Annotated in this window: 18 protein-coding genes and 2 pseudogenes; 12 read left to right on the top strand and 8 right to left on the bottom strand. The window is 44.9% G+C overall.

What is annotated here, in order from left to right:
- The first annotated feature begins 199 nt into the window (after positions 1 to 199).
- Positions 200 to 532 (top strand): PRD domain-containing protein, encoded by a 333-nt coding sequence (locus tag KNO72_RS03935; RefSeq protein WP_214686834.1) that lies wholly within the window; start codon positions 200 to 202, stop codon positions 530 to 532.
- Positions 529 to 714 (top strand): diguanylate cyclase, encoded by a 186-nt coding sequence (locus KNO72_RS03930; protein WP_029336154.1) that lies wholly within the window; start codon positions 529 to 531, stop codon positions 712 to 714. The genes KNO72_RS03935 and KNO72_RS03930 overlap by 4 nt, the downstream gene beginning before the upstream one ends.
- Positions 715 to 1,053: 339 nt before the next feature.
- Here the strand turns inward: KNO72_RS03930 and KNO72_RS03925 are convergent, their stop codons facing one another.
- A complete protein-coding gene (locus KNO72_RS03925; protein WP_214686833.1) occupies positions 1,054 to 1,536 on the bottom strand; it encodes a hypothetical protein in 483 nt (160 codons plus the stop codon).
- 208 nt (positions 1,537 to 1,744) lie between these two features.
- Complete coding sequence (locus KNO72_RS03920) at positions 1,745 to 2,329, bottom strand: hypothetical protein (RefSeq protein ID WP_214686831.1); 585 nt, start codon at positions 2,327 to 2,329, stop codon at positions 1,745 to 1,747.
- A 235-nt stretch (positions 2,330 to 2,564) separates the two neighbouring features.
- Between KNO72_RS03920 and KNO72_RS03915 the strand changes: the two genes are divergently transcribed.
- Both KNO72_RS03915 and KNO72_RS03910 read left to right on the top strand, forming a co-directional pair.
- On the top strand, positions 2,565 to 2,972 hold the full coding sequence (locus tag KNO72_RS03915; RefSeq protein ID WP_214686829.1) for a helix-turn-helix domain-containing protein: 408 nt from the start codon (positions 2,565 to 2,567) through the stop codon (positions 2,970 to 2,972).
- Between the two features lie 14 nt (positions 2,973 to 2,986).
- A complete protein-coding gene (locus KNO72_RS03910; RefSeq protein ID WP_214686826.1) occupies positions 2,987 to 3,742 on the top strand; it encodes an ISL3 family transposase in 756 nt (251 codons plus the stop codon).
- Between the two features lie 54 nt (positions 3,743 to 3,796).
- Here KNO72_RS03910 and KNO72_RS03905 read toward each other — a convergent pair whose 3' ends face one another.
- The 4 genes and pseudogenes from KNO72_RS03905 to KNO72_RS03890 all read right to left on the bottom strand — a co-directional run.
- Positions 3,797 to 4,276: a TVP38/TMEM64 family protein gene (locus tag KNO72_RS03905; protein ID WP_214686824.1), complete on the bottom strand. Its 480-nt coding sequence runs from the start codon at positions 4,274 to 4,276 to the stop codon at positions 3,797 to 3,799.
- Positions 4,277 to 4,419: 143 nt separating this feature from the next.
- On the bottom strand, positions 4,420 to 5,580 hold the full coding sequence (locus KNO72_RS03900) for a D-alanyl-D-alanine carboxypeptidase family protein (RefSeq protein WP_214686822.1): 1,161 nt from the start codon (positions 5,578 to 5,580) through the stop codon (positions 4,420 to 4,422).
- Between the two features lie 25 nt (positions 5,581 to 5,605).
- A complete protein-coding gene (locus tag KNO72_RS03895) occupies positions 5,606 to 7,057 on the bottom strand; it encodes a UDP-N-acetylmuramoyl-L-alanyl-D-glutamate--2,6-diaminopimelate ligase (protein ID WP_214686820.1) in 1,452 nt (483 codons plus the stop codon).
- Positions 7,058 to 7,256: 199 nt separating this feature from the next.
- Positions 7,257 to 7,682 (bottom strand): annotated as a pseudogene (locus KNO72_RS03890) (YdhK family protein); the annotation flags it as partial.
- A gap of 230 nt (positions 7,683 to 7,912) precedes the next feature.
- Between KNO72_RS03890 and KNO72_RS03885 the strand changes: the two are divergent.
- The 5 genes and pseudogenes from KNO72_RS03885 to KNO72_RS03865 all read left to right on the top strand — a co-directional run bounded on the left by KNO72_RS03885 (position 7,913) and on the right by KNO72_RS03865 (position 12,596).
- A pseudogene (locus tag KNO72_RS03885) lies at positions 7,913 to 8,616 on the top strand (cytochrome c biogenesis CcdA family protein).
- Between the two features lie 38 nt (positions 8,617 to 8,654).
- A complete protein-coding gene (gene resA / locus KNO72_RS03880) occupies positions 8,655 to 9,200 on the top strand; it encodes a thiol-disulfide oxidoreductase ResA (protein ID WP_214686818.1) in 546 nt (181 codons plus the stop codon).
- Positions 9,201 to 9,556: 356 nt separating this feature from the next.
- Positions 9,557 to 10,438 (top strand): F510_1955 family glycosylhydrolase, encoded by an 882-nt coding sequence (locus tag KNO72_RS03875; protein WP_270810962.1) that lies wholly within the window; start codon positions 9,557 to 9,559, stop codon positions 10,436 to 10,438.
- Positions 10,439 to 10,537: 99 nt separating this feature from the next.
- Entirely contained in the window at positions 10,538 to 11,941 is a 1,404-nt protein-coding gene (locus KNO72_RS03870; RefSeq protein ID WP_214686816.1) for a sensor histidine kinase, read from the top strand.
- Positions 11,919 to 12,596, top strand: coding sequence for a response regulator transcription factor (locus tag KNO72_RS03865; RefSeq protein WP_214686813.1), 678 nt, complete (start codon positions 11,919 to 11,921; stop codon positions 12,594 to 12,596). Before KNO72_RS03870 ends, KNO72_RS03865 begins: the two co-directional genes overlap by 23 nt.
- A gap of 59 nt (positions 12,597 to 12,655) precedes the next feature.
- Here KNO72_RS03865 and KNO72_RS03860 read toward each other — a convergent pair whose 3' ends face one another.
- Complete coding sequence (locus KNO72_RS03860; RefSeq protein ID WP_214686812.1) at positions 12,656 to 12,988, bottom strand: four-helix bundle copper-binding protein; 333 nt, start codon at positions 12,986 to 12,988, stop codon at positions 12,656 to 12,658.
- Positions 12,989 to 13,260: 272 nt separating this feature from the next.
- Here KNO72_RS03860 and copZ point away from each other — a divergent pair, with 272 nt between their 5' ends.
- The 3 genes from copZ (at position 13,261) to KNO72_RS03845 (ending at position 17,048) form a co-directional block, all read left to right on the top strand.
- Entirely contained in the window at positions 13,261 to 13,464 is a 204-nt protein-coding gene (gene copZ / locus KNO72_RS03855) for a copper chaperone CopZ (protein ID WP_029336157.1), read from the top strand.
- A gap of 137 nt (positions 13,465 to 13,601) precedes the next feature.
- Entirely contained in the window at positions 13,602 to 15,740 is a 2,139-nt protein-coding gene (locus KNO72_RS03850) for a heavy metal translocating P-type ATPase (protein ID WP_305823196.1), read from the top strand.
- A gap of 348 nt (positions 15,741 to 16,088) precedes the next feature.
- Positions 16,089 to 17,048: an IS30 family transposase gene (locus KNO72_RS03845; protein WP_114167461.1), complete on the top strand. Its 960-nt coding sequence runs from the start codon at positions 16,089 to 16,091 to the stop codon at positions 17,046 to 17,048.
- A gap of 96 nt (positions 17,049 to 17,144) precedes the next feature.
- Here KNO72_RS03845 and KNO72_RS03840 read toward each other — a convergent pair.
- Positions 17,145 to 17,352: YolD-like family protein (locus KNO72_RS03840; RefSeq protein ID WP_214686808.1), on the bottom strand; the 208-nt coding region annotated here is incomplete at its 5' end.

Genomic DNA, 17,352 nt, shown 5'->3' with positions numbered 1-17,352 from the left:
CTTTATAGACCAGTAGTATGGTGAGAAAAAAGAAGGATACATAGAGAGTAACGATTAAACTCTTCATAAATGCTTTCTATATAATCAACTCCATCCTATAGTTTGAGTTGATTATATAGAAAGTTCGTGAAAATAATGAGGAAATAGATTGACAATCATTTATTATTAAAAAATTCTAATGTAAGAGGTGGTGGCTAGGATGGATAAAATATTAATTGTTGATGATGAAATAAGAATGAGGCAATTATTAAGACTTTATCTAGAACAACAGGCATCTGTGCATGAGCTGGAAGCACTTCTACAACGAATCGATGTGAAGGACATCGAATTGGCCGGCGATATTCTCCAACTTTATGAAACTGAAGTAGGGAATACGGTCAACAACATGGCTCTCCTTGGACTAGGTGATCACATTAATTTTGCGGTCGAACGTGCGCGAAAAGGGATGAACTTCCGTTCTGCGTTAGAGTGGGAAATTAAGCAGTTGTATGCGAAAGAGTACTCGGTCGCATCGGCGGAGATGAGTTCGTGATCCTTTCGCCTTATCCTTTGGACTTCAAGAAAGCGACATTTAAATACGAGCTCTCAATCGGAGATGTGCCGGTGACGCTCGATGCTTCAATTGGAGAAGCTGCTTATCCGACAGACGGGGACTCACTAGAGACACTGATTTTGGTCGCAGATGATGCGATGTACATACAAAAATATACATGATTGAGTCACGACATGCCATGACTCGACAACAAAAGAGAGTGTACACGTTTCGACGTCGAAATGTATACACTCTTTTATATATCCATCAAAGTGGAGTCGAATCGATTGTCTGGAAAGCACTCTGTCCCTTTAGAAATATACACATCTCAAAGTATTGTCGTCGCTTTTGATTATATATGACCATATATCATTTTTTTGTATACAAAAATCTAGATTGATCAGGAGAGGTAATTATCGAGATTAGGCGGTACGAGCGTAAGGTTAAGAAGGGCTCGATGAACGCATCAAGGACTCTTCCAACAACCGAGACTCTTCTAATAGTTCTTTTAACGTATTGCTCTACGGGTTCAATGAGATTTGAGTATGTCCGATGCTTCCAAAACTGAACGAACGCTGCATCAATACACCCAGGAATGTCAGCTTGTCTGTACTCGTGTAAAACGATACGAATTCCGGGTCGTCGCTTAGCCTCGCCAGGAGGGCAGCCTCACGTTCTTGAGGGGGAAGTTGTTGAAAGACTGGATCACCGATCGATTGATAATAGGCGTCACAAGCGTAAACTAGTGTAAATTTAAGTTCGAGAGCAGCCGCGTGGTCATAGATGAGTTCAAAATGGCGAAGGTCGTTGTCATTCACTTGTGACAGAAGATGTAAGAAGAAAGCGGACTCACTATTCGCAGCGAGTTCTGGCCGGGCGAACACTTTCGCAGAGTAGATGGCCAATAGAATGGTCGACTGATAAGAGTGATTGGTCTCCGAAATCTCTTTGGCACGGGCGATGAACAGTTTGACGACATCATCGCGTGTCTTGAACTCATCCATGAGTCAGGACATGTTCTCGAGGGTCATATCGCCCTCCGAATACAGTTTCCATGCAAGATAGTCCATGAAGCGGTGTCGGTATCTCACATAAGGAGACTTTTCGAGCTCATCGGAAAGACTGACCGAGAGAAGTTTGATTGGGTTAGTTGCTATTTCACAAGCAAGGGCTCCGTAATGACCGAGTGGCACAGCAGACTCTAAAACAAGTTTAGGGGCATATTTGACGACTTTGCGGATTGGTTTTCGTTTCTTTCCCATATAGCATCCTCACACCTTCCTGTAAGGGCTGGTCAACAAACGATTGGACGTCAATAGTGGCCGAACAATTTTTTGAGAGACCTCCACTTCGGCGGGTAAGCATTGCTGCCGCTATAGGAACTAGTCTCCCCCCCTTCTTACAGACCTCCAACTTCCACTGGGTCCCATCGTGAGTGATTGTTTCTGTTTCTACGAACAACTCCGGCCAGAGATGCGTCTTAAAAGAATTGAATTTCTTTAAGACTTTTGCAGAGTCATCCTGGTTGTACCAACCGGATTCTATCCGTTGTTCCTCGCCAAACGTTTGAAGGATCAAGAGTTCTCGTTTAACGAAACCGTTCGAATGAAAAGTCAAAATGGACTCGTTATAAACGCCAAAACTCCCGATCCATAGCGTCACTTTCATGATAGGGTCTGTTAGTGTTAATTCACTAAGCGGAATGGTTGGCTCTAAAGCTAAAGACTGACGACGTTTGTTCTTTAACTCTGACTCCTGAAATTCCTTCTTGTCGAGAGAATCATCTTTTTTGTGCATCCTAATTCCTCCCGTTACATAAGTTTGATGTTGTACGAAAGTCATTTGTAATGGAGAATTACATAACTGTGTAGAATAAAGGAAGTAATTATCCGAAATGACTTTTCATGGGCTCATCACCATAAGGTGTGGTTGACACATAAAATCCATCGGATTTTGAATTGAACATAGAAAAAAAGCGAAAACCCCGGTGTCGTAATTGTTGCTTAGACAAACCACGATTGGAGTTTTCGCTTTGCCCCAACAGTTTATCAAATTACCTCTTCCACTTCCAGCCCTTTTTCAGATCCAAATGTCGTCAGACGAAGAACCAAACGTTTTTCCGGTCATCCCGGGTCAACATGACATCCCTTGTCCGCTGTGCCAGAGAAAGACCATCCTGCATTCGAAAAAGCGGCGTCGCTTTCGACACGGTCATGCGTGGAACGTCGGTGTACTCTGGATCGAACTGGATGTCCCACGTCAAAGATGCAGCTCTTGTGATTTGACGTTCGTGTATGACTACGCTCTCGGGCTCGTCCGCACTTCCACCGAGGTTTTCCGGAAAGGCATCGCAAAACGTTGCCACGGACGGACAATCTCAGATGTCGCACGCGAGTACGGCCTCCCTTATACGACGGTGGAGCGCTGGTTCTATCAGTAGCTTCGGTGGAGACGATGGAGCGTGCAACGCATGTCCTGGTCGACGAGTTCGCCACAAGAAAGGGGCACCACTATGCGACGATTGTCCTCGATGCCAAGAGTGGCCAGCTTCTGTCCATTGTCCCGGGCCGGGACGTGGCAGCCATCACGGCAGCACTTCAAGGCATATCCGAGGATATCCGTTCTGTCGTCAGTGATTTTGCACCGGCGATGGCGAAGGCCATCAACCATGTCTTCCCGGAGGCAGAACATGTGCTGGACCGGTTCCACCTCGTCCAGTTCGTCACGGACGCCCTTCGCCGACGGCGTCGTTTTTTGAACGAGGCAAGACGCCATCACCACGTTCGCGTGATCGATCGTTCGCTCGCGCGTCGCCCGGAAACACTGACTGGGGAAGACCGGGAGGTCGTCCGTTCCTGTATTCAGGAAGATCCATTCATTCGGAACCTCTATCAAGGGCTCCAGCATATCCTGTATGTGCTGAAGGCGACGTGCGAGATACAGACGCAACGGCGGCTGTCGGACTGGTTGGACCGTTATCAGTTCCATCCGTGCGGGCCCCTGGCGAAGATCGCGAAAGCAATCCGGGTCCGGGAGCAAGCGATGCGCCAGACCATCGTGTCAAGGCTGTCGAACGGGAAGATGGAAGGGACGAACAACAAGATCAAGCTCATCAAACGCCGTGGTTATGGCTATCGAAACCTCGAACGATTCTTTTTAAGATTGCGCCTCGAGATCGGTCGTCAAAATAGCAACCACGAGTTATGGTGATGAGCCAGAAAAAGAGGATGAATTTATCGAAGTTTTCTCAAACAGGGGGTAAAATTACAAAGAATTTTTTCTTTTGTTCTTTGCCCAGATCACTAGAAACGATAGAAAGATCAAAATAAATAAGCCGTACTGATAACCGGGAGGTATGGATTCTACAAGGCCATAAACAACAGCCACTTCAAGAGAAACGGCCGGAATTTTACCGATGGTGCTGGCAATAATGAATAAGCCACCTGGAATGGGCGTCAAGGCCGCCCCTGCTGTTACCAGACCTGATGGGACAAAAGGAATTAAACGCAGCAAGATGATTGCCCAGAAGACGCGGCTTATTGAAGAACTCTGGATGTACCTCCAGAACGGCCGCTTTAACCACTTTGGATTAACTTTTGAAAACCCATATCGATATAGGTAAAATCCGACGATAGCGCCAAAAATCTCCCCCGACAAAGAAAGGATGACGCCAATGGTTAACCCTAAAGAACTGATATTGAGAGACGTGAGCAAAAAGCTTGGGAAAAAGCCAACTGCACCCATACTTATGTTGAAAATGAGAAGCAGCAGAAATTCTAAAACGGGGAACTGAGTGTTTATGATATAATCCGCCTCCTGCGCTGTTTAAAAAATTGATGGTATATAAAAGTTCAGTTGAATGAAATTTTAAGATAGAGAAGTGCGTTCTATATCCGTTTTTTTCGAATTCGGTAATACACTAATCCTGAAAAGCCAACGACGAGGAGGAACAAATAGATTGAACTTAAAATCCCAGGTGGGAAAAATGTGCGAACGTCTTCAGAATTAGAAGGAAGGTTTGTCTCAGAAGCACTGACAACGGGAAACTGATAAGAAGACAAAAGAGTGCCATCCTGATCAGTAATCCTTAATAGTCCATCTTCTTTTACAGCGATTGTCACTTGCTCATCTGTTTGGTGTGTATAAAAGAAATCGCCTGGCGTAATGTATTCCACATCACCGGCAAAAAAGCTGCTTTCTTTCGGAATGCTCACTGTTTTAAAATTTTCAAATCCAAAATCCAAAAGTTGAATAGTGTCAGCATAAGCTTCTGCCTCTGTGTCGCTTTTTAAGGTGACGACAATTAAATTCAGGTTTTCTCTTTTGGCTGTCGTGGCCAGCGTGACGCCTGCTTCTGGCACAAACCCGGTTTTACCACCCGTAACGCCTTCATAAGGTTTTTCCCTTAATAGTTTGTGGTGGGTATAAAGCATGGTATCCCAGGATTCACCGTTCCAGGGCAGTTCTTTTGTTCCAAATATTTTCATGAATTCATCGTTCTTCATCGCATATCGGGTTAACTTCGCTAAATCTTCGGCTGTCGTAACATGCTCGGGATCAAAAAGACCGTGAGGATTTTCGAAGTTCGTATTCCGCAGGCCAATTACATCTTCTAAATATAAATTCATATCAGCAGAAAATAACTCAACGCTGCCGCTAATGTGTTCAGCAATGGCGACGCCGGCATCATTTCCAGAGTTGACTAAGAGGCCCAGCAACAGTTTTTCTAAAGTCACTTGTTCTCCCTCTTCCAAATAAACACGGGTGCCTTCCGTATTGCGTGCTTTTTTACTGATGGTTACAACATCATTTAATTTTCTGTTTTCAATTGCATAAATGGCTGTGGCAATTTTTGTTAGGCTGGCAGGATACATCTGCGACTGTGCATTTTTTTCATAGAGGATTTCTCCAGTCGTTGCTTCCATGACAATAGCTGCTTCACTGGATACGTTTGGCAGGGAAGGGTCATCAGTTTTACTGAAAACGGACGAAACGATTAAAGTGTTGATCATGATTAAAATGGTTGAAACAACACTTAGTTTTTTCATAACTATTCCCTCCTGAGTGATTATTTTAGTTCTGCTTTATTATATAATTGACGGTTTCCCGGTCCGAATCAGTCGGTAAATGAAAGGTTTGCTGGTATTTCTCGTGTCCTTTACCGGTAATCACAATCCAGTCGCCTTCCTTGCTTTCATGGATTGCTTGCTGAATGGCGAGTGTACGGTCTGGAACGATGCTGCCTTTTGAGTTGCCGTATGTTTCATTTAGTTGGTTTAAAACTTCCAGCATATCTCCTGGAGAAACATTGTTCAGGTCGTCCAACGTTAAAATGTAGCGGTCACTCATTTCAGCAGATATGGATAGCATGTGCTTTCTCTTGCTGGCATCTCGATTTCCACGAAAGCCGAAAATATGGGTTATTCGTTGTGCCCCTTGTGATTTTGCAGTTTCCAGGCAGTAAGAGATGGCATCCGGAGTATGGGCATAATCCACAATAACGATCGAGCCCTTGGCCAGTTTCGTGATCTCAAAGCGTCCATCGACTCCCTTGAAATGGTGAATGGAGTTTAAGAGCTTTTCTTTGGGGATACCCAGCAACAATGATGTTCCGTAGGCCATTAAGGTGTTATACATATTGTGCATTCCGGTCATGGCAGCGACCATTTGATACGTTTCGTTACTTTCAATCACCCGCATAGTGGAGGACAGTGAATGAAATTTTGCAACACGCAGGTTGCATTCAGTGGATGTGCCAATTGCATAAATCGGTTTTCCCTTTGTTTGCAGGATTCCACAGAGCTTTCGTCCCCACTCATTATCTGTATTCACTACAGCAATCCCATGTTCTTTCATCTGATTGAACATTGTAAGCTTCGCCTGAAAATATTCTTCCATGGAACTGTGATAATCCAGGTGTTCATGGTGAAGATTGAGGAACAAGCCGTAATCAAATTCAATGCCTTCTAACCGATACTGGGCCAGTCCATGAGAAGAAACTTCCATAATGACGACCTCATCCTGACTGAGGGTCAACAGTTTATGGAGAGCGAGTGAATTTGGTGTGGTGTTCGAGCTTTTCATTTTTTCGCCATTGATAATATTTTGGTTGGTACCGATGACAGAACAACTCATACCGTTGCTTTCCAGAAAGTGCTGGAGCATATAGCTCGTCGTCGTTTTTCCGTTGGTGCCCGTAATTCCAATCATTATTTTCTGGTCAGATGGACGGCCATAAAAATTCCTGGCCAGGATGCCAAGCGCTTTCCGGCTATTTTCCACCTGTAAATAAGGGACACCTAACCGGGTAATTTCTTGTTCTCCGATGACAAGGGCTGCCCCTTTTTCAATTGCCTGGTCAATAAACCCGTGACCATCAATTTCAAATCCTTTAATAGCAACAAACACAAAACCTTTTTCCACATCGCTTGAGTTATCGGCAATCCCCTTGATGTCTAATTCTAATATTCTGGAATCTAATCGGGAGATTAGACCGGATTCGTTCAAAAGCTGATTTGTTTTCATAGATTTGGTGACCTCTCTAAAACTATTTAAATTTGATTTATTCTATTATAAAAATGTTGAAAAAATGTGCAGAATTTATACGGGAAGCCTAACTACTAAAACTTAATGTTTTTGTAATACAAACGAAATCGAATCCTTTATGAACCATTACAGATAAAAACCCGGGATCTTGTTGACAAGATCCCGGGTTTTGGCACTTTTATTCGGGTGACAGTTCGCTTTCAGTCACCCATTTATGATTGGTGACTTCCTCGCCTCCGGTGGTCGGGACGAAATCAACCATATAGACGGTCGTTTCTTCGGTAGAATCAACCGTAGCCGTTGCGCCGTCCATTCCCTCCATATGGTCAGCGGCAATGGCCGCTTCATCGCCCGTTTCCAATGGTTCATCACCTGGATTTTCCAATTCTGCGTGAATCACCCATTTGTGATTTTCAACCGGCTCGCCTCCGTCCGTCGGCGTATAGGTCACTGCATAGGCGGTTGTATCATAAGCCCCGACAATTGTGGCTTCAGCACCTTTCATGCCTTCCATATGATCGGTTTCAATAATCGCCTGGCTTCCAACTTCAAAGGTTGGATTTTCGGCTTCCTGCAAATCATCCGGGACTTCACCTGAACCGGAATAGAAGAAACTGCACAGAAAATCAAGAATTAATCGGTAAACTGGATTGGTTGACGTCTTCTGGAACGGTTAAGCAAGCACGGGGAAGTAGAAGTTAAGAGAGGGGCTGTATTTAATTTTACATACCTTGAAATTCCCCGAGTCTTATATAGAAAATTTCAGTTGATTCCTTAAGGGATACAAAAATGATAAAGAAGAGGATTCAACTTACTGTAATAGGAGGTGTACAAGTGGCGGAAATTAGTTTGTATCTTGCCTTTGGCGCAAGGCTTTTATCATTTATCTCTCCATGCTCCCTTCCTTTGTATCCGGCTTTTTTATCCTACCTTACTGGAGTTTCAGTCAATGAGTTAAAGACGGGCAAGGGAATGATGAGGAGCACGGCTTTGATTCATACGGTTCTATTTTTGATAGGTTTCTCCATCATTTTTTAGCGTTGGGCTTGTCGACTTCGCTTATCGGAAACTTCTTCTTGGAATATCAAGTTCTTCTACGTCAATTGGGCGCTATTTTGATGGTGTTTTTTGGCTTGGTCCTAACCGGTATTCTGAAATTCGACTTCCTGCTGACGGATAAGAAATTACAGTTCCAGAAAAGGCCCTCCGGATACGCGGGTTCTGTTCTGATCGGCATTGGCTTTGCAGCTGGATGGACCCCGTGTACCGGTCCCATACTTGCAGGAGTTATTGCACTCGGAGTAGCGGATCCGGACAGTGGCTTACTCTATATGCTGTTTTACGTTCTGGGATTTTCCATTCCTTTTCTCTTGATGTCGTTTTTTATTGAGAAAATGACTTTCTTGAAGAAGAGCGCTCTTTTCATGTCAATAGGAGGAGCATTAATGATTCTGATGGGCGTTTTACTTTACTTTGACATGCTGACAGAAATCATCGCTTTTTTATCGCAATTTACGGGTGGATTTACAGGGTTTTAATGGACTCAACCCAGCATCTAGGAAGGACGTGACAGTGTATGGCTGCTAAAAAGGATAAAAAGAGAAATCGCTTGATTATGAGGACAAGTATTTTGTTGATTCTGGTTGTCGCTATTGCATTTACCATCTACAACGGATTAACAAAAGAGAAAAACGAATTGCTGCAAGTTGGAGATTCGGCACCCGATTTTGCGTTGACGGATTTGAACGGGGAACGGCATCAGCTGTCTGAGTACAAAGGGCAGGGGGTGTTCGTGAACTTTTGGGGTACTTGGTGCAAACCGTGCGAAAAAGAGTTCCCGCTGATGGAAAAGCAGTACCAGGTATACAAGGATCAAGGTGTGGAGATACTCGCTGTCAATATTGCGCAATCCGATTATGAAGTGAGACAATTTGCTGAACAGCGAAATTTAACGTTCCCGATTGTTATCGATAAGGACAAAAGTGTTATGGAAGCTTATAATATCCGTCCATTGCCGACTACTCTGTTAGTCAATCAAGAGGGCAAAATCGAGAAAATTATTACGGTTGAAATGTCCGAAGAGGATATCGCGAGTTATATGGAACAGATCAAACCGTGCTGATACCTCTGAATTTCCCAAGCATAATGCGGGCCACGTTATTTTGAAAAATGCTGCAAAGAAAAAACGAGAAAAAAACATTTCTTTAAAGTGGACTAACCAAAAGAAAAGAAATGTCAGGTGTAGAAAATTTATAAATAATAATCAGGCAAAGATCCTCCACCGGACCGATTGGAAGGATTATTCCTTTTGGGTCAATTGGAGAGGGAATGGATTACCTGTTTTGAAATCAAGATATCTGCACAAAAAGTCGAAACTTTTTCGTTAAACTTTAAGAATGTTATACTTATAAAAAATAAAAAATAAAAAATGACATATTCGGAGGGCATCTACATGAAAAAAAGAGAATAGGAACGGCAGTGCTGTCGGCTTTTCTTTTGCTGGCAGGCTGCAGCAATGATACAACGGATTCATTTGAAGTGCCGTTTGAAGGGGAACTGAACCATGTTCATGGGATGGGTTATGCAGGAAATGAGAACGGACTGTATTTTGCCTCGCATACCGGGCTGAAAATTTACCGGGAGGAGGGCTGGTTCGAAACGGCGGATAATTTTCATGATTATATGGGCTTTAATGCAACAAATGAAGGATTTATTACGTCGGGCCACCCAAGTGCAGACTCAGAATTACCCAATCCCCTAGGGATACAGCGAAGCATCGACAGCGGTAAATCGATTGAAGAGATTGCATTTCAAGGAGAAACGGATTTTCATGCCATGGCGGTGGGATATAACAGTAACGACATTTTCCTAATCAATCCGGCCAAGAATTCCCTATTGGAAGCCGGCGTATATAAAAGCGGTGATGAAGGCGAATCATGGAAAACTGTGAAGGCTGAAGGGCTGGAAGGCGAAGTGACTTCGCTCGCTCTTCACCCGGCTGACTCAAACTTCGTCGCTGCAGCTACGGCTGCAGGGATTTATTTCTCACGGGATGGCGGAGAAAATTTTAAAGCCATTACAGACGGAAGTGAAACAGGCACAGCGGTGCATTTCACCGAAGACCATTTGTACTTCGGAAGCTACGGGACAGCGGCGGCTCTGGCGAAGTATACTATGGAAAATGAAGAACTCGAGCCGGTGGATACACCGGACCTTTCACAAGATGCCGTCGCTTTTATTGCACAAAACCCGATGGATGGAATGGAACTGGCGATCTACACATTTGAAGGCAATGCCTACTTGTCGGAAGACGGATTACAGACCTGGAAAACGCTGCTGGAAGAGGGAAAAACCAAGTAGAAACCAGCTAGCCGTTTGAAAGACGAACCGAATCCAACAGCTTTCGGCAGCAGTCTTTGTCTTGATTGCTGCTAACCAATCGACTTAAAGAGGGATGCCATGTTAAACAGGCTTGCATTGAAAATAGGTTTGCTGTTTTTTGTGTTTATTATCATCATTGAATTGGTTTTGTTTCTAACCCTGTACGTTACTTTTGTCAATGAACGGGTGGATGAAGTCATGACCAACCTGCTTGCAAGAGGGAACACCCACAGCGAAGTATTGGAAGACAATTTTGAACCGGCGACATTGAACCATGTGGCGTTGATGGAATCGGCCTCCGATTTCATCGTCATCATCACGGATGCAGATGGCAACGAATTGACCCATTCCGATCTGATTGAACCTGAAATGAGGGAAGTGTTGGAACACACCGATTTTGATGAGGTTCTGCAGGGAGGGAAGGTCGTGGAAGAGCGATGGGACAAAAAAGAGTTTATTGCGACGGACAGCCCAATCACCATTGAAGGAGAACATAGAGGCCACGTGTTCATGTTTGCGGAAACCAATCATATCAAAGGGATGGTCAGTCATTTGCGAAACCAATTCCTGATTGTTGGCCTGATTGCTGTCGGGTTGACCGTCATCACAATTTTTCTGCTATCCCGATTGATTACGTTGCCGTTGATTCGGATGAAAGAAGCGACGGAACAGTTAAGCGAAGGGCACCACGAGGTCAGCCTGAATATTGGCCGAAACGATGAGTTGGGAGAGCTGGCGAACGCCATCACTGCTCTATCCAGTGACTTGGAACATTTAAAAAATGAGCGGAATGAATTTTTGGCGAGTATTTCGCACGAGTTGCGGACGCCGTTGACCTATATCAAAGGATATGCCGATATCGCGAGCCGGCCGGATGCATCCGAGGAAGAGAAAAAGGAATACATTGGCATCATCCGGGAAGAGACGGCCCATTTGACGGAATTGATCCGGCAGCTGTTTGAGCTGGCTCAGATGGATCATAACCAGTTCACCATTCAAAAAGAGGAATTTTCACTGAAGATGCTTTTTGCATCCGTCGTTGCCTTGGTTCGGCCAGCTTTTGACGAGAAACAGATTTCATTGGCTGTCCATTGTGAACATGAGATTGTCGCCTTCATTGATCCCGAACGTTTTCAGCAGGTATTGCTGAATGTCTTGGACAACGCCCGCAAGCATTCTCCTGAAGGAACACAAGTGGTATTACAGGGAGTCCAAGATAAAGGTACCATCACCATAAGCATCCGTGATGAAGGAGAGGGCATACCGGAAAAAAATCTTCCTTTTGTCTTTGAACGATTGTATCGGGTCGATAAATCCAGATCCAGACAGTACGGAGGAAGCGGTCTTGGCCTGGCGATTGCAAAAGAAATCGTCGAATCGCACGGTGGTCTCATGACGCTTCAAAGTGAGTACGGACAAGGGACAACCGTCCTGATAGAATTGAAAAGGGGGGATTCGCTTGCAGAAAGTGCTGTTGATTGATGATGAACAACGAATGCTGGATTTAGTGGCTTTATATTTGAAGCCGCATCAGTACCTCTGTAAAAAAGCACTGGGAGCTCATGAAGCCCTCGACTATTTGGAATCGGAACCTTTCGATCTCGTCTTACTGGATATCATGATGCCGGAAATGGATGGCTGGGAACTGTGCCGCGAAATCCGGAAATTTTCGGATGTGCCAATCATTATGCTGACGGCGCGGGAACAACAGGAGGATATTGTTAAGGGATTGAATATCGGGGCGGATGATTACATCACAAAGCCGTTTAATGAAGATGAGTTGCTGGCCCGGATGGGGGCGCTGCTTCGCAGGAGAACTCCGAAAAATACCATTGAAGTGGACGGTTTGGTGTGGGACGAAGACCGGTTTGAACTTACGTACGGCAAACATATCATCAAATTGACGCCAAAAGAATTTCTGATGGTGGGCCATCTGATGAAGAATGCCGACAAAGTGTTTACGAGGGAGCAGCTGATCCAGTTAATTTGGGGATTCGACTCAGAGACGGAAGGGCGGACCATCGATTCGCATGTGCGAAATGTTCGGGAAAAAATCCGCCAGTCCGGTTTTCCGGTCGATGATCATTTTCTCACGGTTTGGGGAATCGGCTACAAATGGATCCATGAAGCAGAATGATGCTTGATAAAAGAAAAGGTCCGTCGGAAAATATTTCCGACGGGCCTTTTTGAGTAAGGTTATGCGGCGTTACGGCAAGCTTCTGCACATCTACGGCAAGCTTCCGCACAGCGTCTGCAATGTTCATGATGATCGGCGTGCTTCTCACATTCCTCTGCGCAAGCTTCGCAAATGGTTGCGCAAGCGGCTGCCAGTTCGGAAACGAACGGTGAATTGTGAGTAATGGCATGTTCCAAAAATGCACAAATGTCCGCGCATTCCCGGTCGAATCGAATGCACTGTGCTAGCATCTTCACATCGTCTTCCTGCAGACAAGCGTCAAAACAATGGTTACATTCCGCTGCACAATCATGTAATGCCCGAATCAATTCCTGATGTTGTTCATGAGCCAAGTTAAAACCTCCATTTCTTATTTTTGCTTCATTTACTGGATTTCCCTCTCCTTTCCAAACTAAACAGAAATACCGAAACTCCATAGAAACTGCACATTTTATAGACAAGTAATCAAATATTAAAATCAATGGTGCGGTTTTTTTGGGGGGTCATTGTGAACTTCTAAATTAGAGTCATGGAAACAGCGATAAAGTAAAATGATACTAAACACTTGATATACCCTATCGGGGTATGTTAAGTTTAAGGAAATATTACTTTAGGAGGAATAATAATGATTGAAACATTAAAAGTACAAGGTATGTCCTGCGGCCACTGTGCAAACTCGGTTGAAACGGGCGTCGGTGAACTCGAAGGGATTTCATCTGTGACAGTTGATCTTAAAAAAGGCGAAGTGGCAGTAGACTATGATACTGCCAAGACATCATTAAACGAAATTCAGAAAGCGATTGAAGAACAAGGGTATGACGTCGTATAAGGGTGCTTTCACAGCACACTTTACTTTTAAATGAAATATACCCCCGCGTGGTATATTCGGCAAGAACTTTGTGAATGTTAAGAATGTAAATAGGGTTAAATAGGATAAGAACCACTAGTTTGGAGGAGGCGCACTGAATGGCTAAAAATGATAAAGACCATCACCACCATCAAGACGAACAGGTAGATCACAGTAAAATGGATCATTCCAAACATGTTGGGCATTCGTACCATGAAGACCAAGTGAAAGAAGGCATTCAAGACGACAGCAATCCTGCCAAAATTCATGATGATCATGCCCATCACAATCATGGTGGCCACGATCATAGTGACCATGGACATCACCATCATGGGAATTTCAAAGAAATTTTCCTGAAGTCGCTGCCCTTGGGCATTGTCATTCTATTATTGTCGCCGATGATGGACGTTCGGCTTCCTTTCCAATTTACTTTACCATACTCGGATATTGTGGTCGCTGTATTAGCAACTATCTTATTGGTTTATGGCGGAAAACCCTTCTATCAAGGTGCAATCGCTGAATTTAAGGAAAAAGCACCGGGTATGATGGCCCTTATTTCATTAGGGATATCCGTTTCCTATTTGTATAGCATTTACGCCGTGCTGGCACGCTACGTAACCGGCGATCACATCATGGATTTCTTCTTTGAATTCGCGTCCTTGCTGTTGATCATGCTCCTTGGACACTGGATCGAAATGAAGGCTATCGGAGAAGCAGGAGACGCGCAAAAATCGCTCGCCGAATTGGTGCCGAAAGATGCACATGTGGTATTGGAAGATGATTCGATCGAGACGCGTCCCGTAAATGAGCTGAAAGTCGGAGACCTTGTACGGGTTCAGGCCGGAGAAAACGTCCCTGCCGATGGCATCATCAAAAGAGGCACCTCGCGGATCAATGAAGCTTTGCTGACGGGGGAATCTAAACCCATTGAAAAAGGAGCCGGAGACAAAGTGATCGGCGGTTCCACGAACGGTGCAGGCATCATATATCTTGAAGTACAGGAAACCGGCGACCAATCGTTCATTTCCCAAGTACAAACCCTGATAAGCCAGGCGCAGGATCAACCTTCAAGAGCTGAAAATCTGGCTCAAAAAGTAGCCGGCTGGCTGTTTTATATCGCCATTGTGGTGGCTTTCCTCGCTTTTGTCGTTTGGCTGTACATTGCTGACATTCAAACCGCTGTTCTTTTTACGGTTACGACATTAGTCATTGCATGTCCACACGCTCTCGGCCTTGCCATTCCGCTGGTTATTGCACGAAGCACCAGTTTAGGTGCAAGCCGCGGGCTGTTGGTGAAAGACCGCGAAGCATTGGAGCTGGCAACTAAGGCTGATGTAATGATACTGGATAAAACGGGTACATTGACTACTGGCGAATTTAAAGTTTTGAACATGGAAACACTGGATGGTCAACATACCGAAGCCGAAATCGCGGCGTTAATGGCAGGGATTGAAGGCGGGTCCAGCCACCCAATCGCCCAGTCAATCGTCCAATACGCTGAGAAACAAGGGATTCAGCCTGTCCACTTTGATTCGATTGATGTTGTGTCGGGTGCGGGTATAGAAGGAAACGCCAATGGCCGCAAATACGAATTGATCAGCCAAAAGGCACTTGGAAGAGATGTAGCGGTGGATGTTCCCAAAGGGGCAACATTAAGTATACTAGTTGAGGACGGGAATCCGATCGGTACGGTCGCATTAGGCGATGAATTGAAAGAAACGAGCAGAACGCTGATACAGGCATTGAAGCATTACAATATAAAACCGATTATGGCTACAGGTGACAATGAAACGGCTGCCCAAGGAGTAGCAGAGGAACTGGGCATTGAATACAGAGCCAATCAATCACCGCAAGATAAATATGGTTTAGTGGAATCACTGAAAAATAATGGACAAACGGTTATCATGGTCGGCGATGGCGTCAACGATGCACCATCCCTTGCAATAGCAGACGTTGGGATAGCAGTCGGTGCCGGAACTCAAGTCGCCATCGATTCCGCTGATGTGATTTTGACTCAGTCGGATCCAGGCGATCTTGAATCCTTTATCGAATTGGCCAATAAAACAACCAGTAAAATGAAACAGAACCTCGTGTGGGGAGCCGGTTATAACTTTATTGCCATTCCCATAGCGGCGGGTGTTCTAGCCTCCATTGGGATTACGTTGGCTCCTGCCGCAGGAGCAGTTCTGATGTCCGTGTCCACGGTTATCGTGGCTATCAATGCGATGACATTGAAACTAAGAAATAGAGCTGTTTAACACCGTGTTTAATTGTCGTACACGAAAAGTGCTGCCTCCCAAAAGTTGAATTTTCTTTAACCTTGGGGGCACAGTTTTGTATTAGGTTAAAGTCAAACGGAGGTTTGAAGACTTTGGATAATTAAATATATTTTTATAGTTAACATATGAGATATTATCGGAAGAGAGGAAGCCCAAAAGCTTCTTCTCTTTTCTACTTAAATTCAATTAACACAAAAAAGTTTTCAAAAATTGATCATTCATTCATTAATAGCCGATTGTAAAATTAAGCTAGACAATTGAAAAAGCCATTCGTGGTACACTCACAATGTATTTTCCGACCAAAGAAAAACATAGGAGTGATCACGAATGACCTACACCCATCTTACCACGGATGAACTGGTGATGATAGAATCCTACCACCGCCAAAATATACCTGTAGCGATCATTGCTAAGTTGATGAACCGTTCCAGGCAGCCAATCTACAACGTCATCAATTTCCTGAAATCAGGACATACAGCGCTCGACTTCTACACGCAATACAAGAAAAATAAGAAACGCTGCGGCCGGCGGAAGATTGTCCTGCCGAAGAAACAAGTGGCCTATGTTCAAGACAAGGTGGCGCAGGGCTGGACGCCGGATGTCATTGTCGGCCGGGCAGAAACGGCCATCGATTGTTCCGCGCGCACCATCTATCGCATGTTCAAAAATCAGGTCTTTGACGCCGCCACGCTGCCGATGAAAGGAAAACGGAAACCCAATGGACACCAGGAACGCCGGGGAAAACAGGCGTTCAAACGCCATATTTCCGAACGGGAAGCCGACAACCCGTCGTTCAAAAAAGAGTTCGGGCATATCGAAGGCGACACCATTGTGGGTGCCCGCCACAAAAGTGCGGTGATCACGCTGGTCGAACGGCTGACGAAAGTCATCATCGCCCTGAAGCCTGCAGGACGCAAGGCTTGCGATATTGAAACTGCGTTGAACCAGTGGTTCCAAGGGGTCCCGAGAAATCTGTTCAAATCCATCACGTTTGATTGCGGCAAGGAATTCTCCAATTGGAAACCGTTGTGCAACCGGCACGACGTCTCGATTTACTTTGCGGATCCCGGCACGCCTTCTCAGCGCGCCTTGAATGAAAACTCCAACGGGCTCCTGCGGAAAGACGGCTTGGCAAAGGAAATGGACTTCAACCAGGTGGATCAAACATTCATTTCGTCGGTGGCCGACAAGCGGAATAACATCCCAAGAAAGTCACTGAATTACCGCACACCGTTGGAGGCATTTTTGAGTCACCTGAATGGAGTCGATCTGTCTAGCTTAAATTGACAAACGGAATGATTTAAAGATATCAGTGTACTGCAACTTTTAACTGATACATCTATAAAAGCAGCAAAGGATTTTTCGTCAGCAACCGCCAGGGCGTTAGTCTATCGATTGTTCGACGTGAATGATTGCCTCGAACGGCACATGGATGATCCCTTCCCTTTGATTGGCCAGCTCGACGGTCCGCTCCATGTAGTTCGTCCGGTGCACGAATCCTCTGAATCGTTTCATCTCCCGCTTCTCCACATATTTTACCTCTACCAAATCTCCGCTGAAGATCGCGTCGTTCAGCACATTCTCATAGACC

It is taken from the genome of Exiguobacterium sp. s123 (assembly GCF_018617075.1).
Lineage (GTDB): Bacteria > Bacillota > Bacilli > Exiguobacteriales > Exiguobacteriaceae > Exiguobacterium > Exiguobacterium profundum.
This window is presented reverse-complemented; position numbering and strand designations above follow the sequence as displayed.